Below are 24,094 nucleotides of genomic sequence, written 5' to 3'. Positions count from 1 at the left end.
CGAGCCGCTACACCCACCGATCACGGAAATACGGGAGGACGGGAGATGGACACCAAGGCACGGAAGAACGCCGATAGCCTCAAGGTCGCGAAGCTGTACTACCAGCAGGACTACAGCCAGAACGAGATCGCCAAGATCATGTCCATCTCCCGCCCCACCGTCTCCCGACTGCTGCAGTACGCGCGGGACATGGGACTGGTACGCATCGAGATCGCCGATCCCATGACCGACGCCACCGATATGGCCGAAACCATCCAGCAACGGTACGGGCTGGCCAAGGTGATCGTCGTGCCGATCCAGGGGGTGGCGCCCAAGGACCAGCTCGACACCGTCGCCCAGGCCGCGGCGCTCTATCTCGAAGGCATCGTGCGCGACGACGACATCATCGGCATCGGATGGGGACGCACGCTCTACAGCATCGGCACCCATCTGGCCCCGAAGGACGTGCGCCGTGTAAGCGTGGTGCAGATCAAGGGATCCGTGTCGAACACGGAAAGCAACAACTACGGCTTCGAAAGCGCGAACGCATTCGCCAATGCGTTCCACACGCTGCCGCAGTACCTGCCCCTGCCCGTGATCTTCGAGCACATCCAGACCAAGGAGCTCGTGGAGCGTGAGACCTACATCCGCCGCATCATCGACATGGGGCGCAGGGCGAACATCGCCGTGTTCACCGTGGGCACGGTGCGCGATTCGGCTCTGCTGTTCCGACTGGGATACCTGACCGACGACGAGCAGCGACGACTGCAGGAGACCGCAGTGGGCGACGTGATCTCGCGATTCATCGACGTGCACGGTGACCCCGCGGACGAGGACATCAACCGCAGGACCGTGGGCATCGACCTCGACGATCTCAAGGCGAAACCCCACTCCATCCTCGTGGTGGCGTCCCCGTCCAAGGTCCCGGCCACGCACGGCGCACTGGCCGCCGGCTACGCCAACACGCTGGTGATCGATCAGGTCAGCGCCGCCGAACTGCTGGATCAGCCGTCGGCGGAACGCTGACCGCTCGTTTCCGCACATCCGTTCTTTCAAACCAACCGACAAAGGAGTCACAATCATGCGTATGGTCGACGTCATCGACGTCAAGCGCAACGGCGGCGAACTGACCGCCGAGCAGATCAAGTTCTTCGTCGACGGCTACACCGCCGGCGACATCCCCGACTATCAGGCGAGCGCCCTGCTCATGGCCATCTGGTTCAACGGCATGAGCGACGAGGAGACGCGCAATCTGACCATGGACATGCTGCATTCGGGAGACCGTCTCGACCTGTCCGACATCCCCGACGTCAAGGTGGACAAGCACTCCACCGGCGGCGTGGGCGACAAGGTGAGCATCCCGCTCGCCCCGCTGGTCGCCTCGCTGGGCATCGTCGTGCCGATGATCTCGGGACGCGGACTGGGCCATACCGGCGGCACGCTCGACAAGCTCGAAGCCATCCCCGGATACACCGTGGAGATCGGCGAGGACGCGTTCAAGAAGCAGCTGCGCGACGTGGGGTGCATCATCTCCGGAGCCACCGGCAACATCGCGCCCGCCGACAAGAAGATCTACGCGCTGCGTGACGTGACCGACACCATCGACTCGATCCCGCTAATCGCCGGATCGATCATGAGCAAGAAGATCGCCAGCGGCACCGACGCACTGGTCATGGACGTCAAGACCGGTTCCGGCGCGTTCATGAAGCGCGAGGAGGACGCTGTGGCGCTCGCCCACGCGCTGGTGAACATCGGCAAGGGCGTGGGCATGAACGCCATGGCCGTGATCTCCGACATGAACCAGCCGCTCGGCCGGGCGATCGGCAACGCGCTGGAGATCGAGGAGTCCATCGCCCTGCTCAAGGGTGAGGGGCCCGATGATCTGCTCGACATCGTGCTCACCATCGGCAGCCAGATGACGGTGATGGCCGGCAAGGCCCAGACCCTCGACGAGGCCCGCGGCATGCTGGAGGAGAACATCGCCAACGGCAAGGCGCTGGAACGCTTCCGCATGATGGTCGAGGCGCAGGGCGGCGACGGCCGGGTGATCGACGATCCGACGATCCTGCCGCAGGCGAGGTACCACATTCCGGTGCTCGCCGAATCCGACGGCGTCATCGCCTCGATGAAGGCCGACGAGATGGGCATCGCCTCGATGATGCTCGGCGGCGGCCGCGCCACCAAGGACGACAAGCTCGACTACGCGGTGGGTCTGACGCTAGACCGCAAGGTGGGCGATACGGTGAAGACCGGCGACCGTCTGCTGACCATTCACGCCAACCGCGAGGACGTGGAGGACGTGAAGCGGCTGATCCTCGACAACATCGTCATAGGCGACCACGCCGAGCCGATCACGCTGATCCATCAGGTCATCGTCTGAGCGCATCCGAGTATGCGGGGCACCGGGCTCCCGGATATCCACTGAATCCGGCGCCCCGCAGAGTACGCTGGGACACGTACCGGAGAGAGAGGTCGGCCGTGGCATGCCATGCCGCGCACCAAGACCGTGAGATCGGCCATCTCCCGGCATAAGGAAAGAAGGAACAAACATGTATTTAGCCGTAAACATTCTGGGCCTGCTGGTCTTCCTGGCCCTGGGTTGGGTGTTCTCCCACAACCGGAAGGGCATCGACTGGAAGTCCGTCGGATGCATGGTGGTGCTGAACCTCGCCATCACCTGGCTGCTGACCAGCTTCGAGTGGGGTCGTGACGCCGTCAAGGCCGCGGCCGACGGATTCGCATGGATCGTCAACATCTCGTACAAGGGCATCAACTTCGCCGTGGCCAACTGGGTGGGCGCCAACGGTACCGACCCCGCCCCGGTGAACTTCATCGTCAGCGCGCTGCTGCCGATCCTGCTCATCGTGCCGCTGTTCGATATCCTCACCTACATCGGCTTCCTGCCGTGGATCATCAAGTGGATCGGCCGCGGTCTGAGCTTCATCACCCGCCGTCCGAAGTTCGAGACCTTCTACGCAGTCGAGATGATGTTCCTGGGCAACACCGAGGCCCTGGCCGTCTCCAAGATCCAGCTGCAGCGCATGAAGGCCGGCCGTAACGTGACGCTGGCCATGATGTCGATGAGCTGCGTGACCGCCGCCATCATCGGCTCCTACATCCAGATGGTCCCCGGCGAGTTCGTGATCACCGCTATCCCGCTGAACTGCATCAACGCCCTGATCGTCAGCCACATGCTCTACCCGGTGGCCGTCACCAAGGACGAGGACGTCATCTACACGCTGGGCGATCCCGCCTCCGAGGGTGACGTTCCGGAGCTGACCGAGGCCGAGCAGAAGGAGCAGGACAAGGCCGTGGCCGAGTACAACGCCCTGCCCTGGTACAAGAAGATCTACAAGCACGATCCGGCCGCTCCGAAGAAGGAGCCGTTCTTCTCCTTCCTGGGCGACTCGATCCTGGGCGCCGGCAAGCTGATCCTCATCATCACCGCCAACGTGATCGCCTTCGTGGCCCTGGCCGGTCTGATCGACGCCTTCCTGGGCATGATCTGGGACAAGCTGTCGCTCGAGTCCATCCTCGGTGTGGTCATGTACATCCCGGCATGGCTCATGGGTCTGGATCCGGCCACCGCCTGGGACTTCTCGCAGCTCATGGGCCTCAAGCTCGTGACCAACGAGTTCGTCGTCATGGGCCAGATCACCGGCGAGGTCGCCTCCTACGCGGCCCACTACAAGGCCGTGCTCACGGTGTTCATCACCTCCTTCGCCAACTTCTCCACCCTGGGCATGGTCATCGGCTGCTTCAAGGGCATCGTGGACAAGGAGAAGAACGACGCCATCTCCAAGCAGGTCGGCCGCATGCTGCTCTCCGGTATCCTGGTCTCCCTGCTGTCCGCCGCCATGGTCGGCCTGTTCGTCTGGTAATCCCGACAATCCAATGATTCGCGGCGGTCTTCGGGCCGCCGCCCTGGTAAGGAGCGCAATATGAGCAAGAAGATGATTCTGGATCTCGACACCGGCATCGACGACACGCTCGCCATCGCCTACGCGCTGGGCAGCCCCGAGGTGGAGCTGATCGGCATCACCGGCACCTACGGCAACGTGCTGGTAGAGCAGGGCGTGCGCAACGCCCTGGCCGTGACCGATCTGTTCGGCCATCCCGAGGTGCCGGTGTATGCCGGTCTGCCGCACGCCAGCCGCAAGGACTCGTTCGAGGTGCTTCCCGTCTCGGCGTTCATCCACGGTCAGAACGGCATCGGTGACGTGGAGATCCCCGATTCGAGCCGCTCCCCCGAGTCCGGCTCCGCGGTGGACTTCATCATCGATGCGGTCAAGACCTACGGCAAGGATCTGGTCTACGTGCCCACCGGCCCGATGACCAACATCGCCGCCGCGCTGGCCAAGGCCCCGGAGATCAAGGACGAGATCGGCAAGATCGTGCTCATGGGTGGCGCGCTGACGGTGTGCGGCAACGTCGATCCGTGGCAGGAGGCGAACATCTCGCAGGATCCCGACGCCGCGGACGAGCTGTTCCGCTCGGGCGCCCCGGTGACCATGGTCGGCCTTGACGTGACGCTGCAGACGCTGCTGACGTACAAGGAGACCGCCACCTGGCGCGAGCTGGGAACCCCGGCCGGTCGTTTCCTCGCCGACATGACCGACTACTACATCAAGGCCTATGAGACCACGGCACCGAAGCTCGGCGGATGCGGCCTGCACGACCCGCTCGCCGTGGGCGTGGCCGTTGACCCGACCCTGGTGAGCACGCTGAAGATCAACATGAAGGTCGACGTGGATGGCCCGACCCGCGGTCGCACCATCGGTGACAACGACCGTCTCAACGATCCGGTCAAGACCATGCAGGTGGCGGTGGGCGTGGACGTGCCCCGCTTCCTGAACGAGTTCATGACCCGCATCACCGGTCTCGCCAAGGCGTGATCCGGCTTCCGGCGGACGTGGCACACGATCCGCCGGATCCATCTCCGATGCCCCGCTCTCCTGTCGAAGACGCGGGGCATCATTATATGTACGCGGCCCTCCGGCTCCCCCGCATAAGCCTGAGTCGAATTTCACCGAAGAAATCCAAGACAAGGACCGTTCATGACTACTCATGGAACCACTCATGACATCAACGACGTCGCCGCCAAGGCCCGTCGCACCCTCATCCCCCTGCTGGTCATCTATCTGCTGGGCACGGTGTGCCTGCAGGCGTTCAATCTGGTGTTCCAGCACATCGGCGCCGATCTGGGCGCCCCCGACCAGGCCTCGCTGATCACAGCCATCCCCGGCGTGGTGCTGGGCATCGTCTGCTTCATCTACGGCTCGCTCGGCGACTTCCTGTCGCTCAAGCGCATCACCCTGTTCGGGCTGGCGCTGCTGTGCGCCGGATCCGTGCTGGGGTTCCTGCTGCACGGCAGCCTGCCGCTGGTGATCGGCTTCCGCATCATCCAGACCATCGGCTTCCAGGCAGCCGGCTCGGCGTATCTGGTCATCGTGGCGAAATACCTGAAGCCGGAGGAGAAACTGCTCTACTTCGGTCTGTTCACCGCCGACTATCAGCTGGCCACTGCCATCGGCGTGCTGTCCGGCGGCCTGTTCGTCTCCATCGACTGGTCGTATCTGTTCCTCATCCCGCTGCTGTCGCTGCTGGTGCTCGTGCCGCTGGTCCGAGACCTTCCCTCCTCCCGCGGCGGCCACGGCAACGTGGACGTACCCGGCTTCGCAATCTTCGGCGTGGCGGTGCTGATGCTCACCCTGTTCTTCTCCATGCTGCAGTGGTGGATGATCGTGGCATCGCTGGCGTTCTTCATCCTGTTCGCCATCTATATCTCCAGGGCGAAGGATCCGTTCATCACGCCGGACTTCTTCCATAACGCCCGGTGGATCAAGTCGATCATGCTGATCGTGATCTTCTACTTCATCAACTTCTCGATCACCCCGCTGGTCAACGCATTCGGATCCGAGGTCTACGGCATGACCAGCTCGCAGATCTCGCTGATGCTGCTGCCCGCACTGATCCTCGCTACGATCTCCGGCACCTGCTCCGGCAGGATCGCCAAGGCGATCGGTCGCGAACACGCCATCCTCACCGGCGGCACGCTCATGGGGCTCGGCATGCTCGGCGGCGCGTTCTGTCTGGGACTCGGACCGGTGGCCGTGGCCGTGACGATGTGCTTGTTCTACGGAGGCATGGCCATGCTGTACTCCCCCACGGTGGACACGGTGCTTGGTACGCTCACCCCCGAGCAGTCCGGACGCGGCGTGGGTCTCAACGATCTGGCCATGCAGGGAGCCGGCTCCATCGGCATCGCCGTGTTCGGCGGTCCGATCGTCACGCAGCCGTTCGCATCGGGCAGCCTGATCGGCGCCACCGGAGCGGCGGCGAACGCGTCCAACCTGCTGCTCATCTATGCGGCGATCATGGTGTTCGGAGTCGTCTGGTTCCTAGTCTTCCGCAAGGCGATCGCCGGGAAGCGCTGATTCCGTCATCGTCGGCGTTCCTCGGTTCATCGGCGTCGGCCAAACCACCGTTGATCCTCTCCGAAACAGGTCATGTCGATCGGATTCGGGGAGGATTTTTCAGCAAATTCCCCGGAACCTTTGCTACGCTACCCTCGGTTTTAGCAAGGAGAACAGTTCCCATGATGCTCGAACGCAAACAGCGCTTCAACGTCCCCGAGATCCGTTCCAAAGTGGAGCAGATCTCCACCGATATCGGCACTGACGTATTCCAGGGATCGCAGATCGTGGCATACGCGGAGCTCGAACAGATCTACTCCGGCGCCATGCGCGAGATCGGCACGAAGCTGGAGAACCTCGATGACGAGTTCCAGCTGAAGAACCGTCATAATCCGATCCATCACATGGAGTGCCGACTCAAAAGCATCGATTCCACCATCGGCAAGCTGCGTAAACGCGGACTGCCGCTCACCGTGGAATCGATCCGGCAGAACCTGTACGATATCGCCGGCATCCGCGTGATCTGCAACTACGTGACCGACGTGTACGCCGTGGCGAACACGCTGTCGGAGCAGTCCGACATCGAGGTGATCCGCATCAAGGACTACATCCGCAATCCCAAGCCCAACGGCTACCGCAGCCTCCACGTGATCTACCAGGTGCCGGTGTTCCTGTCGGACGGCCCGCATCCCACGCCCGTCGAGGTGCAGTTCCGCACCAGCGCCATGGACTACTGGGCCAGCCTGGAGCACCGTCTGCGATACAAGAACAGCATCGAGGACGACGAGCGCGAGAAGCACTACGAAACGTTGAAGGAGTGCGCGCGTCAGCTTGCGGACATCGAAGATCGCATGCAGCAGATCCATCAGGAGCTCGGCTGAATGCGGTGATGCACGGAGTGTCACCGGCGTTGCGGCCGGTTCGACGTACCGTCCGTACGTCTTCACCGTCCGCGCCTTGATGACACACGCGTGCACCGCCACATTCCACATTCCGCCGTACCGACATCGGCAGTGACGTCGATGCGGCGGAACCGATCAGAAGTCGAAGGTGTCGGGATTGGCGCCGTTTCGCACGCCGCTGCCGGCCGCTTCGACGGCGGCCATGTCCTCATCGGTCAGTGTGAAGTCGAACACGTCGATGTTCTGACGGATGCGATTCTCATGCACGGACTTGGGAATCACCACCACGCCGCGCTGCAGATGCCAGCGGATGACCACCTGCGCCGCGGACTTGCCGTACTTGGCGCCGATCTCGGCGAGCGCCGGATTCTTCAGCAGACCGCCGCCGGTGCCGCCGAGCGGGCTCCACGCCTCGACTGTGATGCCATGCTTCTTGCAGTAGTCGATGACGTCGTCGTTCGGGAAGTCCGGCGAGGATTCGATCTGGTTGGCTGCGGGCACGACATCGCTGATGCCGGCGAGCTCTTCGAGATGGTGGATCTGGAAGTTGCTCACGCCGATGGCGCGGATGCGGCCTTCATGGTACAGGTCGACCATGGCCTGCCACGCATCCTGCCAGCCGTCGGCGGGCCAATGGATCAGGTAGAGGTCGACGTAGTCGGTGCCCAGGCGCGCGAGGCTTTCCTCGAACGCCTCCTTGGCGCGGTGCTGGCGAATGTCCTCGTTCCACAGCTTGGTGGTCAGGAAGATGTCCTTGCGGTCCACGTCGGATTCGGCGATAGCCTTGCCCACCGAATCCTCGTTGCCGTAGACCTTGGCGGTGTCGATGTGGCGGTAGCCGTTGGCGAGCGCCCAGCGCACTGCGTTTTCGGTCTGTTCGCCCTCGGGGGTCTGGAAGACGCCGAGTCCCAGCTGCGGGATGGTCACGGCGTTGTTGAGTGTGATGAAGTCCATGAATCCTCCTTGATTTCGTGCCGGGGTGCTTGCACGAGGATCGCACGGCATGCACCGAATCGGCCTGATTCGCGTTCCATCCTACTGTCTTGCGCGCAGGTGCGGCCGTTGCGTCGAGTCACCACGCCGACTGTTATCGTTCTCAGCGTAATTGCCCCCTAGTGTTCAGCAAGCCTTCAGGTGACTTCCATAGACTGGCGGCAATGATGCATAGAAGGAGCGATCATGGCATTTGGTAATAATGGCCAGCCCCGAAATCAATTCAACAACGCGCAGAATCCGTATGGGCAGCAGCCGTATGCGCAGCAGAACTATCAGCAGCCGCAGTACGGTCAACCGCAGTATTCACAGCCCCAGTATGGCCAGCAGAACAATCCGTATGGTCAGCCGCAGTATGCGCAGAACGGCTATGGGACCGCCGCCTACGGCCAGCCGGTGATGGACGCGCAGGCCACGTACACGCAGGAGAACTATCTGAAGGCCACTCGCGTATCCACGGCAAAGGCGTATGGCGAGATGACCGCCGGTCTGCTGGTCACCGCGGTGGTGGCGCTGCTTACCCAGGCCACGGGTCTGCTGTATGCGTTCCTGATGGCGTTCGGTTCGGTCGGCCTGATCGGTCTGGCCATCGTGCAGGTGGGTCTGGCCGTGGTGCTCGGCTGGAAGGTGATGTCGATGAATCCGACCACCGCACGCGTGATGTTCTACGTGTATGCGGCGTTGATGGGATTCACGCTGAGTTCGATCTTCGCCGTGTATTCCTTGGGCAGCATCGTGCTGGTGTTGGCGATGACTGCCGGATTCTTCCTGTGCCTGACGATGGTCGCGCTCACCACGAAGGCGGATCTGCTCAAGGCGGGGCCGATTCTCATGGTGGCGCTGATCGTACTGATCGTGGCTGAGCTGATCATGATGTTCGTCATGCCCGGTCAGACTGCGACGATGGTGATCTCGGCGATCGCCCTGGTGATCTTCGCCGGTCTGACGGCGTATGACGCGCAGTTCACGCGTGCGCTGTTCCAGCAGTATGCCGGGGATGCGACGATGATCAAGCGCGTGTCGATCCTGTGCGCGCTGAATCTGTATCTCGATTTCATCAACTTCTTCCTCAACCTACTGCAGCTGCTCGGCTCGCGCGAGTAACTGTGGCAACCCGACGTCGATTCGCCATAGCGGCGATCGGCGGTTCGGACTCGGATAGGCGAACCCGCCCGTTTCGGCATACGAGACGGGCGGGTTTTCCGTTACCCGGGACGGTTAGGTTATGCCACGTGCAGAGGAAAGAATTGGGCGGCATCGTCTGCCTGCTGTTGACGGCCCTGATCTGGGGGTTTTCGTTCGTGGCCCAGGTGCAGGGCATGGATTCCGTATCCCCCTTCTTCTTCAATGCCACCAGGTTCACACTGGGCGCACTGTCGTTGGTTCCGATCCTGCTGGTTCAGTCGCGAGCGCGGAATCGAACAGGCTCCGTTCCGGACGTGCGCGCCGAAACGGGCGACGCGCATGGCGACGTGTCCGTCGGGTGGACGCGCACGCTGCTGGTGGGAGGAGTCTGCGGCGTGGTGTTGTTCACGGCAAGCACTTTGCAGCAATACGGCGTGCTGTGGGGGCGCGAGGCCGGACGTGCCGGGTTCATCACGGCGTTGTATATCGTGATCGTGCCACTGCTGGCCTGGGTGTTTCTCCGGCGACGCATCACGTTCGTCACGGTGGTCAGCGTGATCATCGCCGTGATCGGCTTCTATCTGCTGTGCATCACCGGCGGATTCGGATCGATCAGCGGCGCCGACCTTATTCTGTTCGGCTGCGCCGTGCTGTTCGCCGCCCATATTCTGGTGATCGATACGATGGGTGCCGCGGTGGATCCGATCCGCCTGTCGTTCTGTCAGTTCGTCGTGTCCGCCGTATTCAGCTGGGTCGGTTCCCTGATCGACGGTTCCATCGATTGGGCGGGCGCGGCCTCCGGCTGGCTGCCGATCCTGTATGCCGGCATCGGCTCGGTGGGCATCGCCTATACACTGCAGGTGGTGGGGCAACAGTGGGTGCCGCCCACGCAGGCGTCGTTGATCATGTCGTTGGAATCGTTCTTCTCCGTGGTGGGCGGGGCGATCATCCTCGGCGAGGTGATGACCGGACGCGCCTACTGGGGTTGTGCGCTGATCTTCATCGGCACGCTGCTGGCGCAGATGCCGGCGTCGTTGCCCAAGCGACTGCTTGAGCGACGGCACCGTCGAAATTAAGACAGATTCAGACAATCGTTTGATGAATGAATAATGAATGTATTCGAATATGCGAGTGGGGGATGTTCGACGTCATAGTCGATCATCCCCCACTGTGTCGGGCATCGTAGATTTACGATGTGTCGCGGATCCGAGTTCTCGATCAGGCCGGGCAGTGTGCCTTCGCCATCGTCGAACCGAGGACGGCCTTGTGCTGCGGGGTCCTTACCTGGCCATACACGAGTGCGCGGGTGAAGTGCATTTCGCACATCCCGTTGGCTTCCGCCTGTCTATCGCACCCGATTATGGCGCATTGCTGACTTGTCATATCAAGGACCCCCTTGTTCCTGTGGTTAACCTGTTCATTGTTTCGTTTCTCTCCGAAGACGCTGAATGTCGCTGCCATGCGCCGTTCACTGCCCCTTCTCTATTCGACAATAGACCACATGCCCCCTCCGGTACAGTTACGAGTCCAAAAACGTGAGGTAATGAACACCATTGGCGTGTCGTGTCGTCTCATCGAGGGCAGTGCATCGATACCCCCTATCTTGCGAGCACCGGTCGTTTCTCCCCATGCAGCCGCCTGCCGATCCTCTTGTTCACGTTCACATCGAGAATGTTGTTTTGTCGAACATACGAATGTGCCCGGCGGACGATCAGCAAATCGTCCGCCGGGCACATTCACCACATCCCCACGGCCAACGGCCGTGATCGACGGTCAGCGGGATGGCTCCAGCGTCACGCCGGCGGCGATCATCTCACTACGGGCCTGCTCGCCGAGCTCGGGGCTCACCGGGACGGTGAGATCGGTGAACACACGAACATGGAATCCGAACTTCACGGCATCCAACGCCGTCTCCTTGACGCAGTGCGACTCGGCGATGCCGACCACATCCACATCGGTCACCTCGGCCTTTCGCAGCGCGTTGACCAGCGTATGCCCCTCCTCCGTGGCGATGCGCACCTCGGCGCGGGACTGCTGCCGATCGCTGTTGTCCTCGATGCCCTCGAAGCCCGAATATGCGGCGGCATACTGGCCCTTCTTGAAGTGATGGGCGACGTTCAACGCGGCGATGGCAGGATGCAACTGCGCGTTCGCGGTGCCGGCCACGCCATGCTGCGGCCAGGAGTCCACGAAATCGGGATGGGCGGAGAAATGATCGCCCGGCACGATATGCCAGTCCTGTGTGGTGGCGATATAGGCGTATTCGCCGCGATGCGCACGCACATAGTCGGCGATGCGCTCGGCGACCGCGTTGCCGCCGTTCACACCGAGCTCGCCGCCTTCGCAGAATGTGGGTTGCACGTCGACGATGATCAATGCCCTGGTCATGATTGCCTCCTGAATGGGCCGGTTGGGTCGCCTCCCATTCTGCCATGATGGCGCCGGACGATAAAGGCATCGACGCCGATACCGTGAGAATCATCCGATCGGCTATCCGATGGGCAGTTCCACGTGGATGATCCAGGAATCGTCCTGTCGTGTCGTGCGCATGACTCCGCCCAGGGATTCGATCCGTGACCGTTGCGCCGCGAGTCCTACGCCCCCGGCCCGGCCGCGCCACGACTCGTCGGCCGCGCACGAGTTCGTTTCGGTGACCGTGATCGCATGACCGTCGATGCGCACGGCGATCATGTACGGCTGAGTCGGATCAGCATGACGCATGACGTTCGTGCAGATCTCGCGCAGCAATGAACACGTGGCGTCCACGACGACTTGGGAGAGAGTCTTCGGAGCGTTCCCGCCAACGGTCAGCGTGCCAGCCCCGTCGAATCCGACCCGATGCAGCTGGCGGTCGATCCCGTCAAGTGCCGCGCGGATCACGGTCGGTCCATCGTTCGTATTGCATGCGTCTCCGTCCGCGGTTTCGGACGCCGCCGATGACGCCGGCCCGGTGCTGTCCGACGGACCGTTCACGGCTGGTACACGAAGCACGTCAATGACTTTGTGCAGTTCGTCCAGTGCGTGCAGCGACTGACGGTACAGACCGTCATATGTCTCGCGTTCCTCGTCCGGCAGTCCCTCCGAACGCGCCTTGCGACCGGCGACCAGCGCGATCGACGACAGTTCGTTGGTGACCGCGTCGTGAATGCTGCCGGCGAGCGCCAGATCGCGTTCGCGTGCCTTGAATTCCCGTTCACGGTCGCGCAGTCGGGACGTCTCCTCGACGGCCTGCTGCGCCCGGCTTCGGCAGAGCAGCGCGTATGCGGTCAACGGTGCGAGGGCCATCTGCGCCGCGATGCCGATCGACGACAGCCATGCCGCGGCGGACATGTCCATCCATCCGTGCATGTAGTAGCCGAACGTGGACACCAGCACGTAGATGGCGAGCGCCACCGGGTAGATCAGGCCAAGCGTCCAGAACAGGACGTGCAGGATGCCTTCGTCCCGCCATTCCTGCACGCGGCTGCGCAGGGTAGGCGTGTATTCGTACACCATCAGGGCGAGGGCCAGCATGACGCCGGGGACGAACGGGAGAATGCCCAGGTCCACGTCGCACCAGTTGCGCAGCTGGGCGATCATGATGTAGAGGACAGACGTGAGAATGCCGCCCACACGGGGATGCCATGCCATGGATGCCACGGCGTACGCGTAGCAAATCAGCAGGAACGGGACCAGCCCGTCGGCGATGGGCCCGTGGGGAATAGGCATGAGTGCGAATTCGATCAGCGTGACGGCGAAAGCGGCCACGGTGATGAGGATTCGCCAGGGATGGGTGTGATACCACTGATGCAGTCGGCTGGCGAGCGTGTTCATAGCTGCCCCTTTCCCGTCATCCAGCGTACAACCGCCTGGCTGAGGTTGCGGGCGCCCAGTTTGGTTTTGATGTGCCCGATGTGCGTACGTACCGTGGATGGCGATATGGTGAGTCGTTCGGCGATTTCGGTGAAGTCCAGTCCGCTGCAGCAGAGATCCATGATGGTTGTCTCCTGAGCGGATAGGGCGTGGCTGTCACGTCCTGTTCCACTGCAGGCGCCTCCCCCATCCAGTCGTTCGTATGCCTGTTGCGCGGTTTGGAACGGCACGGGCGGAACGCCGGTTTCCTCGGATGAGACTGCGGGGAGGGCGCTGCAACAGGTTCCGCCGTCCAGCACCGTTTCGACGGCCTGGCACAGTTTGGATACGTCCGCCTTGCCCACGATGCCCTGCGCGCCAGCGGAGGCCGCCGCGGCGGCGTAGGTGTCCACGGTGAACGAGGTGACCGCGAGCAGCTTCACGTCGGGGGTGCCGGTGCGGATGCGACGGCAGACGGTGATTCCGGACATGCGCTCCATCGACATGTCGACGAGCAGCAGATCCGGTCGGGTCGGCTCGTTCAGGCAACGGTCCACCGCCGTCTGTCCGTCGTCGGTGGTCCAGATCACCGTGCTTTGCGGCAGCTGCTGTTCGATGAGCGCCCGCAGTGCGGTGAGGGCGAGGACGTCATTGTCGACTATGGCAATGCGTCGTTTCGTGTTCTGTCGTCCGTTCATGCCTTCACCATATGCCGGACGGACATCTGATGTCGAACGCCATGGACGAACGTCTACGTCGTTGGGTTCGTGGAACGGCGCTTTCTACAATGACCGTAGAGGACGGAGGAACCGCTGATTTTTCGTGGTTCCCGTCGGTTGGACCATGGGCGGGTCCATGGTCGTGAAAGCGAGGTGCATGATGGGTGTGAGAGCGATGCTGAAGCCGTATCCGAAGAGCGTGAGGGCGCGCATCATCTGCTATGCGGTGTGCTGGACGGTGGCGTGCCTGACCGGCGCCATCTATATCTGTGCGGCGGACCCGGTGATGAGCCGCGTGGTGTTCGCCGGCGTTACGTTTGGCGATCTCATGTATTGGATCACCACGGTGCTTACGCTGCTGCCCATCGTCGTTGATGGGCTGTGGCGTCAGTTCGGCGGTGAACGCGGGTGATGCGGTTGGATGGACTGAGCTTCTTTCCGATGGTTTGATAACCGTAGGTACAGGGCTGCGGGGAGCGGAGCCCTCCCTCAGCCCGACTGCGTCGGCCAGCTCCCTCCCTCGGAGGGAGCACATGGGTGTCTGAACGTGCCACGCAGCAAGGGCCGTACCTCATCTCCCTTTCGTGGAGGGCGCGCACATGCTCAACACTAGCGTGCTCCCTCCGGGGGAGGGAGCTGTCACGCAAAGCGTGACTGAGGGAGGGAACACACACCTGATTCTGCCGGAACCCATTGAACGGTGTTCCGGCAGAATCTCTTGATTTCTCGGGCTTTCGCCTCGATCCTATTAATCGTTGAGGTGTTCGACGGCGTAGTTGGCTTCGTCTGCGGTGAACTTTTCACCGTATTCGCTGGTCAGCTGGTCGCGGATCGCCTCGGGAGACATCGCCATGCTCTTCTGATAGTCCTTGGCCTTGGCGAGCGCGTTCGCATTCCAATCGGCCTTGACATTGTCCACGGCGTACTGCGCAGCCTCGGCGGAGAACTGACCGCCGTATTCGCTGGTCAGCTGGTCGTACACGCCCTGCTTGGACATGTGCATGGTGTTCGCATAGCTTTCCGCCTGACGGAGCGCGGACTTGTAGTCGGCGGGTACGGACGGCTCCTCGCTCTTTTTCTGTTCGGCGGCGCCGCCGCTTGATGCGGAACCGGACTGTGCCGACTGCGACTGTGATGTGCTGTTCGTATCGGAGTTTGACGAGCTGCCGCCATTCATGTTGCTGATGCCGATGATCAGCACGATCACGATAAGCACCCAGAACCACCAGCGTTTGAAGATCGGCTTCTTCTTCGGCTGCGGCGGCTGCTGGAGCGGTGGCATCTGCTGCGGAGTCATCTGGGGAACGGGCTGCTGTGGCTGTGCCGGTTGGGGGCTTCCTTGGGTGGGCTGGGTCATGATGTGCCTCTCTTCCGAATGCGTCGGCGAGCGTCATGGTCGTCGACGAGCGATCGTTTACGAGGACAACCGTACGGGAATCGGCAAAGTCCCGTCAGTGTCCGAACGGACCGTTCTGCTTGCCCGTTCGGACAGGCTGATCGTGCCGATGAGGACAATGGCGTTGTCGTGAGCGCGACCGTATGCTTCAGGTATTATGACGACGCAGACACCTCCCGCAGTTCCTACGAATCCAGACCGGCATGAATCCGAATCCCGCCCCGACTGCCCGGTTCCGGCCCGCCGTCGATGGACGGTCGTGATGATCGTCTGCGCCATCATGATGAATCTTGCCGAGGACGCCTACACGTCGTCGTATTTCGAGGCCATGGGCATGCAGCTCGGCTATCTGTGGACCGCGGTGGGACTGCTGCTGGCCTTCGTGACGCCGATCATGCTGCGATGGCGCGAACGTCGTCCCGAACTGGTGTCACTGGCGGCATCGGCGACGGTGCTGCTGCTGCCGTTCAGTCCCGCGGTCAGCCTGTTCGGACTATGCGGGGTGTGGGCCCGGCGCAGTGACCGGAAGACGTTGGGCGCGTGTACCGCCGCAAGTCTGATCGTAATGGTCGTGGCGCACGCTCGGGACATCGCCCGTCCTGCGGATTATTCACTGTGGCATCGTCTGTTTGCGGAGCCCGGTACGGGTGTCGACGGCGTGCCGGTCGTGGTGAACTCGGATCTGTCGTCGATCGTCGTGGCGGCGGTGGTCTGGTCGATCTGCACATTCGCAGCGGCGATACTCTCGGGCCTGCACCTACGCAGTCGGGCGTACGCACATGCCGCCGACGTACGGATGGATGTGGAACGCAACCGCGCGAATGTATTGGAAAACGATCTCAACACACAACGGTTCGCGGATGCCGTGGCGGCCGAGGCACACGATACGCTGGCGCACAGCCTGTCGCTCATCGCGGTGAACGCGAGTGCGCTGCAGGCGGAGGCATTGAAGCTGAGCCGGGATCCGAAGTATGCGGGAACGGATACCAATGCGGAAGAAGGCCAGGATCTCGTCCGGCTGGCCGAACGTGCCGGAGACATTCGACGACAGGCTGCGGGGGCATTGGACGAGGCGCACAGCATCATCGACATGCTACGGCATCCGCAGCAGGCGCAGGTGTTGCTGATGCCGGACTCCGACACCGCATTGACTCGTGAGGCGCTGTACGCGGTAATCGACGATGCGCGTGATGCGGGGATGACATTGGACACGTGGATCGACATTCGCGAGCTCGGCTTATTGGACGTGGAGATCGGCAAGATCGCGTTTCGCGGCATTCAGGAAGGGCTGACGAATGCGCGACGGCATGCGCCGGGGGCGCGTGTCGCATTGGAGATCTCCGCCGAGCCGAGGACCGGCGTGAACGTGCGATTCACCAATCCGACCGTGTTCAACACCGCGGGCGTCGCCGTGCCGGTCGGCATGGAGCGAGACGGTCTGATCGATCATGGCGACGGCACGATGGCAGAGGACGGGAACAACGCAGACAAAGGCGGGGGCAATGGTCTGCCCGGACTGAAGGCTCGCGTTCTCGCCGTCGGCGGAGACTGCCAGTACGGGTATGACGAACGCAATGATTTCCATCTTGACTTCCGTCTTCCATTCAACCGGATACGATGAGAGGCATGACCTCAGCCAACGCCGACACCCACTCCCCCACGCCATCGTCATCGTCCCCCGACGAATCCGATGCCGTGCATTCGTCACCGGTCAGGCCGATCACGGTGAGCATCGTCGACGATGATCCGATGATCTGTCAGGCGATGTCGCTGATCCTCAACGATTATTCGGATGGAAGGATCACGGTGGTGTCCACGTCGACCAATGGTGTCGAGGCCGTGGAACGTGCGCGCGTCGAGCGACCTGATGTAGTGCTCATGGACATCGCCATGCCAGATGGCGACGGCATCGAGGCAACCGCACGTATGAGGGCTCTGCCCTCTCCCCCGCACGTGCTGATTCTGACGTCGCTGTCGCCGTCGAACACGGTGGAACGCGCCGCCGAAGCGGGCGCGGAGGGGTTCGTGTCGAAGACGGACGCGCCGGAGGAGATCATCCGGCGGATTCTCGGCGCCTGCACGGGCGCACCGCAGTTCAATCCGGCCAGCCAGCGGCAGCTGCTGCAGGATCTCAATCGGCGCAGACCATTGGCTCGCAGAGATGAGGCGCGTCGGCTGCTGGGCACGCTCAGCGAGCGGGAGCGCGAGACGGTGGTGCTGGCCGCGGATGGACTGACGAATCAGGAGATCGCCGGGCGGATGTTCATCAGCGAGCGCACCGCCAAGGCGCATCTGTCGAGCGCGTCGGACAAACTCGCGATGAGTCGGATCCAGCTGGCGCGACTGGTGGAGCGGGCGGATCTGCCGGAGGCAGGATGATGCGTGACGGCAAAGCTTGGAACGTCTTCCCGGAGAAGATGAATCCCTCCCTGGAAGGAAGCACGAGATAGCACAGCGGCCGTCTCCCCCGGACTGAGGAGAGACGGCCGCTGTGCTTCGTTTCGGCGGATGCGCTACTTCATGAGGTTGCGCAGCACGTACTGGAGGATGCCGCCGTTACGGAAGTAGTCGGCCTCGCCGGGGGTGTCGATGCGCACCACGGCGTCGAAGCTCACGGTGGAGCCGTCGGCCCTAGTGGCGGTGACCTTCACCGTGCTCGGCGTCACACCGTTGTTGAGCTCCTCGATGCCGTCGATGTCGTAGGTCTCGGTGCCGTCGAGGCCGAGCGACGTGTAGGATTCGCCGGCCGGGAACTGCAGCGGCAGCACGCCCATGCCGATGAGGTTGGAGCGGTGGATGCGCTCGAAGCTCTCGGTGATCACAGCCTTCACGCCCAGCATGAGCGTGCCCTTGGCGGCCCAGTCGCGGGACGAGCCGGTGCCGTACTCCTTACCGGCGAGCACGACCAGCGGAGTGCCGGCGGCCTTGTAGTTGAGCGAGGCGTCGAAGATGGTGGACGGCTTGCCGGTGGTGAAGTCGTAGGTGAAGCCGCCGGGCGTCACCTCGTTGCCCGTGGATGCGAGCAGCTGGTTGCGCAGGCGGATGTTGCCGAACGTGCCGCGTACCATGACCTCGTGGTTGCCTCGACGGGAGCCGTAGGAGTTGAAGTTCTTCGGTTCCACGCCGCGCTCGGTCAGGTACTTGCCGGCGGGGCTGGACGCCTTGAACGCGCCGGCCGGGGAGATGTGGTCGGTGGTCACGGAGTCGCCGAGCAGGGCGAGCACGCGGGCGCCGTGGATGTCCTGGACCGGGTCGGGCGTGGCCTTCATGCCGTCGAAGAACGTCTGCTTGCGCACGTACGTGGACTTCGGATCCCAGGCGAACAGTTCGCCTTCGGGCACGTCAAGGCCCTTCCAACGGTGGTCGCCGTCGAACACGGAAGCGTAGTCCTTGAGGAACATCTCGCGGCTCACGGTGCCGTTGACCACGGCCTCCACCTCGGCATTGGTGGGCCAGATGTCCTTGAGGTACACGTCCTCGCCGTTCTTGTCCTTGCCGAGCGGCTGGGTTTCGAAGTCGAAGTCCATGGTGCCGGCGAGCGCGTAGGCGATGACGAGCGGCGGGGAGGCCAGGTAGTTCATCTTGACGTCGGGGCTGATGCGGCCTTCGAAGTTGCGGTTGCCGGAGAGCACGGCGGTGACGGTCATATCGTTGGCGTTGATGGCCTCGCTGATCTCGGGCAGCAGCGGGCCGGAGTTGCCGATGCAGGTGGCGCAGCCGAAGCCGACGAGCTCGTAGCCGAGGGCGTCGAGGTCATCCTGGAGTCCGGCGGCCTTGAGGTAGTCGGCCACGACCTGGGAGCCGGGGGCGAGCGAGGTCTTGACCCACGGCTTGGGGACGAGTCCCTTGGCGTGCGCGTTGCGGGCGATCAGACCGGCGGCGACCATCACGCTCGGGTTGGAGGTGTTGGTGCAGCTGGTGATGGAGGCGATGGCCACGGCGCCGTTCTCGAGGTCGAAGTCGCCGCGGAAGTCGGTGGACACGGCCACGGGTTCCTTGACGGTCTTCTCGGTCTCATAGGCGGGCAGGGTCTCCTCGAACGTCCGCTTGGATTCGGTGAGCTTGATGCGGTCCTGCGGGCGCTTCGGGCCGGCGATGGACGGGACCACGGTACCGAGGTCGAGCTCCATGTATTCGGAGTACTGCGGTTCCACGTAGTCGGGGTCCTTGGCGTCGCCCCAGAGCTTGTTGGCCTTGGCGTAGGCCTCGACGAGGGCGACCTGCTCCTCGCTGCGGCCGGTGAGGCGCAGGTAGTCGAGGGTGACGTCGTCGATCGGGAAGATGCCGCAGGTGGAGCCGAATTCGGGGCTCATGTTGCCGATGGTGGCGCGGTTGGCGAGCGGTACGGAGGCGATGCCCTCGCCGTAGAATTCGACGAACTTGCCGACCACGCCGTGCTTGCGGAGCATGTCGGTGATGGTGAGCACCACGTCGGTGGCGGTCACGCCTTCGGGGATGGAGCCGGTGAGCTTGAAGCCGACGACGCGCGGCACGAGCATGGAGATCGGCTGGCCGAGCATGGCGGCCTCGGCCTCGATGCCGCCGACACCCCAGCCGAGCACGCCGAGGCCGTTTTCGGTAGTGGTGTGCGAGTCGGTGCCCACGCAGGAGTCGAGGTAGGCGAGCGTGTTACCGTTCTGCTCGGCCTTGGTCATGACCACCTTGGCCAGGTATTCGATGTTGACCTGGTGGATGATGCCGGTTCCCGGCGGCACGACTCGGAAGTTGCGGAAGGCCTGCTGTCCCCAGCGCAGGAACTGGTAGCGTTCGCCGTTGCGCTGGTATTCGATGTCCATGTTCTGCTCGACGGCGTCGGGCAGGGCGTACTTGTCGATCTGCACGGAGTGGTCGATGACCATGTCGGACTGGACCTGCGGGTTGATGACCTCGGGGTCGCCGCCGAGCTCCTTGACGGCGTCGCGCATGGTGGCGAGGTCGACGATGCACGGAACGCCGGTGAAGTCCTGCATGACCACGCGGGAGGGCGTGAACTGGATCTCGTGGCTGGGCTCGGCGTTCGGGTCCCAGTCGAGCAGCGCCTTGACGTGCTCGTCGGTGATGTTGGCGCCGTCGATGTTGCGTACGAGATTCTCCACCAGCACCTTCAGGGAGTAGGGCAGGTGGTCGATGCCGGGCAGGTCGGCGATGGCATAGTAGTCATAATCCTTGCCCGCCGCGCTGAGCGTGGCAAGCTGATCGTCATGGATGGACATACGGCCTCCGTGATTTTTATGAAATCATTAACACGTCAGTTCTAGCGTGTTTTTGTTTCGTGTGTAATAATGCGCCCGATCTTTGGGACGCCCCAGATGCAGACCACGAAGATGAGCGCGGCGATGACGAGCGCGGCACCCGTGGCGATCAACGTGGCGCCGGTGGGGATGATGAGGGCGAAGAAGTTCGCGACGAACGGGATGAACATGCCGATCACGCCGCATGCGGCGAAGAACGCGACGAGCCCGCCACGCCATGAATTGAGCGGTCGCGCCACGCGGGAGAGCACGAACACGCCCATGAGGAACAGGATGATCGCGCTGGTGGCACGCAGGGATTCGAGATCCTTGGGGCTGGCGAGGTTCCAGCCCATCACGCGCGGCACGATCCATGCGCTGAGCAGCACGGACAGTCCGGTGGCGATGCCGCCGGGCAGCGCGAACGCGACGACGCGTTTGAGGAATCCGGGGATGTACCGGCGCGTGTTGGGCGCGAGCGCGAGGATGAACGCGGGTGCGCCGATGGTGAGCGCGCCCACGTAGGTGATGTGGCGCGGCAGGTACGGGTAGGGCATGGCGGTGAGCACCACGCCGAGGGAGATGATGGCCGAGTAGACGGTCTTGACGAGGAACAGGCTGGCCACGCGTTCCATGTTAGCCATGACCTGGCGTCCGCGGGCGACCACGTCGGGCAGGTGGGAGAATTTGGAGTCGACGAGCACCACCTGGGCTACGGCCTTGGTGGCGGGGGCGGCGTTGCCCATGGCGATGCCGAGGTCGGCCTCCTTGAGGGCGAGCGTGTCGTTGACGCCGTCGCCGGTCATGGCGACCACGTGGTCGCGTTTGTGCAGCGCCTGGACGATGGCCTTCTTCTGGTCGGGCAGCACGCGGCCGAGTACGTCCACATTCTCAAGGGCGTCGGCGAGCGCGTCGAGGTCGTTCACGTCGGGCAGTTCGCGCGCGTCCATGTATCGTGGGGCCTGGTCGCCGGTCAGCCGCACCTTGCCGGCGATGGCAGCCACGGTGCGTGGATTGTCGCCGGAGATGATGCGGCAGCGTACCCCCTGCTCGCGGAACCATGCGAGGGTCTTCTCCGCATCGGGGCGGATGCGTTCCGTGCACACCACCAGTGCGACGGGGACCGCGTTCGGATTCAGGGTCGGTTCATTGCCATCCTCGGAGGGGATCTCCGCCGCCGTCCGTGCCAGCAGCACCACGCGACTCCCCTGCGCCGCGCATGCGTTCGCCTGCTTCAGTACGTCGGAGTACGTGTCGTTGAGCGCGGCGATCACGACCTCCGGCGCTCCCATGTACCATGTCACGCCATCGTTCGTTGTGATGGCGCTCCATTTGCGTGCCGACGAGAACGGCACGCGTTCGGCGATCCTGCTTGCGCTGACGCCCTTCTCGCGCAGTCCGGCGAGAATGGCGCGACCGGTGCCGTTGGGCTGCTCCTCGTTGGCGAGATCGTACAGCGCCTGTTCGGCGGCATGACGGGCGGCGTCATGCTTCTTCTTGTTTTGTTCGTTCGTTGAATCAACGGCATCACTGTCAGGCTCGTCGAGCATGATCAGGCGGTCGAAGGCGATGCCACCGTCGGTGATCGTGCCGGTCTTGTCGAGGTTGAGCGCGTCCACGCGGGCCAGCGTCTCCACGGATTCGAGCTCCTGCACGAGCGTGTTCTTTCGTGCGAGTCGCATGGCCGCCACGGCGAAATTCAGCGAGGTGAGCAGCACGAGCCCTTCGGGGATCATGCCGACCACGCCGGCCACGGCGGAGACCACGGCCTGCCGCCAGGCGCCGGTGGCGAGCGCCGCATGCCAGCCGCCCACGGTGTTGAGCTGCGTCCAGATGAGCAGGATGCACAGCGGCACCACGAGGAACGTCATGAACTTGAGGATGGTGTTGATGCCTGCGTTGAGATCGGAGTGCGTCTTCTTGTACACCTTGGCCTGTGCGGTGAGCGTGGCCGCGTAGCTGCGCTCCCCCACCGCGGTGACGCGTCCCAGCGCGAGACCGGATACGGCGGTGGCTCCCGAGTACGCGGTGTCGCCGACGTTTTTGCGCACGGTGCGCGATTCGCCGGTGAGCATGGATTCGTCGAGTTCCAGGCCCCAGGTCTTCAGGATCTCCAGGTCGGCGGGCACCTGGTCGCCGGCGCGCACCCACAGCAGATCGTCCTTGACGATGCGGTCGTGGGCGATCTCCTGGTCGATGCCGTCGCGGCGCACCAGATACGTAGACGCCACAAGAATCGACAGCTTGTCGAGCGTGCGCTTGGCCTTGAGTTCGGTGATGATGCCGATGCCCGTGTTGAGGATGATCACGAAGCCGAACACGGAGTCGCGCCACTGACCGGTAAGCAATACCATGACCATGGCCACGGCGATGATCGCGTTGAACAGCGTGAACACGTTGGATCGGATGATCTGTCCGATCGACCTGGAGGATTTGTCCTTGGCGATGTTGATGTCGCCCTGCATGACGCGTTTGCTCACCTGTTCGCCGGTGAGTCCCGTCATCCGTACATCGGGCATCGTGATCTGCTGTGCCACCGATTCGCCGCCTTTCCCACGCGTACCGTATTCATTATGTCAGTGACGGTGGGTTTCACTAGGTAGTGAACGGGGGAATCGGAGGAAAATCAATCGTAGGGATGAGGAGGGTGGCTGTTTTATTTTTGGAATCGGCGTTGCCGATGAGCTTGCATGGTATTGTGCCGCCTTCCCCTTGAGGGGAAGGTGTCCGGCATAGCCGGACGGATGAGGTGGAACATTTTCCGCAATAGCGGAAAACAGCACATCGTATCGGCCAAAGGCCGATTCCATGTACACGCATAGCAACACGTTGAATCAGTCCGACACAGGCCGATTCCGTGTACAGTCACGCGTATCGTCACGGCAGCGCCATTACCAGACTCTGCTACTCCACTCCTGTCAGCAGTACGTTCATGGTCTTGGCGTGGGGCTTGTCGTCGATCACGCGCATCAGGGCGTCGCCGATGCCGTAGTTCACGCCGCCGGTCTGCGTGTCACGCGGCACCACCACGAACCGGGCCGCGTACAAGGTCTGGTCGTCAGGTTCGATCGCGCTGGCGAGCAGGATCACGGGGATGCCGGCCTTGCGGGCCGCGGTGAGCGTCTCCTCCCAGCCGGTGGACTGGTCGGCGTGCAGGATGATGGCCTTCACGTTGCGGTCGAGGAAGTCGCGCACCGCCTTCTGCTGGCTGTCGGCGTCCGTGTTGCCGGCGGCGTAGAGCGCGGGCATGCGATCGTTGCCGATCGCCTCCACCACCTGCGAGTCCAGACTCGTCTTGGCTGCATCGGTGCTGCCGACCACACCGACTGTGGCGTCGGCGCGGTCCACGCCGTCATGCGCGATCGCCGCCGCGGTCTCCTGCGTATCCCCCACCGCCTTGTCCTGCGGCATGCACCCAGCCAACGGCACCATCATGCACGTCAGCATTGCCGCAGCCACGGCGCGTCTGCCCCATTTCACCATTCGACTGTTCATCACCGTC

The 24,094-nt window shown here is 63.1% G+C and carries 19 protein-coding genes; 11 read left to right on the top strand and 8 right to left on the bottom strand.

Annotated elements, in window-relative coordinates; all coding sequences use genetic code 11:
- Positions 1-45 precede the first annotated feature (45 nt).
- The 6 genes from Tam10B_RS11440 to Tam10B_RS11415 all read left to right on the top strand — a co-directional run bounded on the left by Tam10B_RS11440 (position 46) and on the right by Tam10B_RS11415 (position 7,276).
- Complete coding sequence (locus Tam10B_RS11440; RefSeq protein WP_093961361.1) at positions 46-1,005, top strand: sugar-binding transcriptional regulator; 960 nt, start codon at positions 46-48, stop codon at positions 1,003-1,005.
- A 55-nt stretch (positions 1,006-1,060) separates the two neighbouring features.
- Positions 1,061-2,359, top strand: coding sequence for a pyrimidine-nucleoside phosphorylase (locus tag Tam10B_RS11435; protein ID WP_093961360.1), 1,299 nt, complete (start codon positions 1,061-1,063; stop codon positions 2,357-2,359).
- Positions 2,360-2,528: 169 nt separating this feature from the next.
- Positions 2,529-3,860: a NupC/NupG family nucleoside CNT transporter gene (locus Tam10B_RS11430; protein WP_093961359.1), complete on the top strand. Its 1,332-nt coding sequence runs from the start codon at positions 2,529-2,531 to the stop codon at positions 3,858-3,860.
- 60 nt (positions 3,861-3,920) lie between these two features.
- The gene (locus tag Tam10B_RS11425) at positions 3,921-4,874 is read left to right on the top strand and encodes a nucleoside hydrolase (protein ID WP_093961358.1); all 954 of its coding nucleotides are present in this window, start codon (positions 3,921-3,923) and stop codon (positions 4,872-4,874) included.
- A gap of 162 nt (positions 4,875-5,036) precedes the next feature.
- Positions 5,037-6,416, top strand: coding sequence for an MFS transporter (locus tag Tam10B_RS11420; RefSeq protein WP_093961357.1), 1,380 nt, complete (start codon positions 5,037-5,039; stop codon positions 6,414-6,416).
- Positions 6,417-6,577: 161 nt separating this feature from the next.
- Entirely contained in the window at positions 6,578-7,276 is a 699-nt protein-coding gene (locus Tam10B_RS11415) for a GTP pyrophosphokinase (RefSeq protein ID WP_093961356.1), read from the top strand.
- A 156-nt stretch (positions 7,277-7,432) separates the two neighbouring features.
- On the opposite strand, the gene Tam10B_RS11410 is transcribed toward Tam10B_RS11415, so the two are convergent.
- Positions 7,433-8,251, bottom strand: a complete 819-nt coding sequence (locus Tam10B_RS11410; protein ID WP_093961355.1) for an aldo/keto reductase — start codon at positions 8,249-8,251, stop codon at positions 7,433-7,435.
- 225 nt (positions 8,252-8,476) lie between these two features.
- Between Tam10B_RS11410 and Tam10B_RS11405 the strand changes: the two genes are divergently transcribed.
- Positions 8,477-9,394 carry a Bax inhibitor-1/YccA family protein gene (locus Tam10B_RS11405; RefSeq protein WP_093961354.1) on the top strand — a complete coding sequence of 306 codons (918 nt, stop codon included), beginning with the start codon at positions 8,477-8,479 and terminating at the stop codon, positions 9,392-9,394.
- 152 nt (positions 9,395-9,546) lie between these two features.
- On the top strand, positions 9,547-10,491 hold the full coding sequence (locus tag Tam10B_RS11400; protein WP_198947603.1) for a DMT family transporter: 945 nt from the start codon (positions 9,547-9,549) through the stop codon (positions 10,489-10,491).
- Between the two features lie 697 nt (positions 10,492-11,188).
- On the opposite strand, the gene Tam10B_RS11390 is transcribed toward Tam10B_RS11400, so the two are convergent.
- From Tam10B_RS11390 to Tam10B_RS11380, 3 genes are all read right to left on the bottom strand, one after another.
- On the bottom strand, positions 11,189-11,803 hold the full coding sequence (locus tag Tam10B_RS11390; protein ID WP_093961351.1) for an isochorismatase family protein: 615 nt from the start codon (positions 11,801-11,803) through the stop codon (positions 11,189-11,191).
- 102 nt (positions 11,804-11,905) lie between these two features.
- Positions 11,906-13,228, bottom strand: a complete 1,323-nt coding sequence (locus tag Tam10B_RS11385; protein WP_093961350.1) for a sensor histidine kinase — start codon at positions 13,226-13,228, stop codon at positions 11,906-11,908.
- On the bottom strand, positions 13,225-13,944 hold the full coding sequence (locus Tam10B_RS11380; RefSeq protein ID WP_093961349.1) for a response regulator transcription factor: 720 nt from the start codon (positions 13,942-13,944) through the stop codon (positions 13,225-13,227). The genes Tam10B_RS11385 and Tam10B_RS11380 overlap by 4 nt, the downstream gene beginning before the upstream one ends.
- Positions 13,945-14,122: 178 nt before the next feature.
- On the opposite strand from Tam10B_RS11380, the gene Tam10B_RS11375 reads away from it, so the two are divergent.
- Positions 14,123-14,377 (top strand): hypothetical protein, encoded by a 255-nt coding sequence (locus Tam10B_RS11375; RefSeq protein ID WP_143248646.1) that lies wholly within the window; start codon positions 14,123-14,125, stop codon positions 14,375-14,377.
- A gap of 336 nt (positions 14,378-14,713) precedes the next feature.
- Here the strand turns inward: Tam10B_RS11375 and Tam10B_RS11370 are convergent, their stop codons facing one another.
- Positions 14,714-15,322 (bottom strand): Ltp family lipoprotein, encoded by a 609-nt coding sequence (locus tag Tam10B_RS11370; protein ID WP_198947597.1) that lies wholly within the window; start codon positions 15,320-15,322, stop codon positions 14,714-14,716.
- Between the two features lie 196 nt (positions 15,323-15,518).
- Between Tam10B_RS11370 and Tam10B_RS11365 the strand changes: the two genes are divergently transcribed.
- Together Tam10B_RS11365 and Tam10B_RS11360 are read left to right on the top strand one after the other, a co-directional pair.
- Positions 15,519-16,982 (top strand): sensor histidine kinase, encoded by a 1,464-nt coding sequence (locus Tam10B_RS11365; protein WP_093961346.1) that lies wholly within the window; start codon positions 15,519-15,521, stop codon positions 16,980-16,982.
- Between the two features lie 74 nt (positions 16,983-17,056).
- A complete protein-coding gene (locus Tam10B_RS11360) occupies positions 17,057-17,740 on the top strand; it encodes a response regulator transcription factor (protein WP_408606676.1) in 684 nt (227 codons plus the stop codon).
- Positions 17,741-17,874: 134 nt separating this feature from the next.
- On the opposite strand, the gene acnA is transcribed toward Tam10B_RS11360, so the two are convergent.
- From acnA to Tam10B_RS11345, 3 genes are all read right to left on the bottom strand, one after another.
- Complete coding sequence (gene acnA / locus Tam10B_RS11355) at positions 17,875-20,574, bottom strand: aconitate hydratase AcnA (RefSeq protein ID WP_093961344.1); 2,700 nt, start codon at positions 20,572-20,574, stop codon at positions 17,875-17,877.
- Between the two features lie 41 nt (positions 20,575-20,615).
- The gene (locus Tam10B_RS11350) at positions 20,616-23,111 is read right to left on the bottom strand and encodes an HAD-IC family P-type ATPase (RefSeq protein WP_093961439.1); all 2,496 of its coding nucleotides are present in this window, start codon (positions 23,109-23,111) and stop codon (positions 20,616-20,618) included.
- A gap of 385 nt (positions 23,112-23,496) precedes the next feature.
- Positions 23,497-24,087: a substrate-binding domain-containing protein gene (locus Tam10B_RS11345; protein ID WP_158214212.1), complete on the bottom strand. Its 591-nt coding sequence runs from the start codon at positions 24,085-24,087 to the stop codon at positions 23,497-23,499.
- Positions 24,088-24,094 lie beyond the last annotated feature (7 nt).

The organism is Bifidobacterium vansinderenii (assembly GCF_002234915.1).
Lineage (GTDB): Bacteria > Actinomycetota > Actinomycetes > Actinomycetales > Bifidobacteriaceae > Galliscardovia > Galliscardovia vansinderenii.
This window is presented reverse-complemented; position numbering and strand designations above follow the sequence as displayed.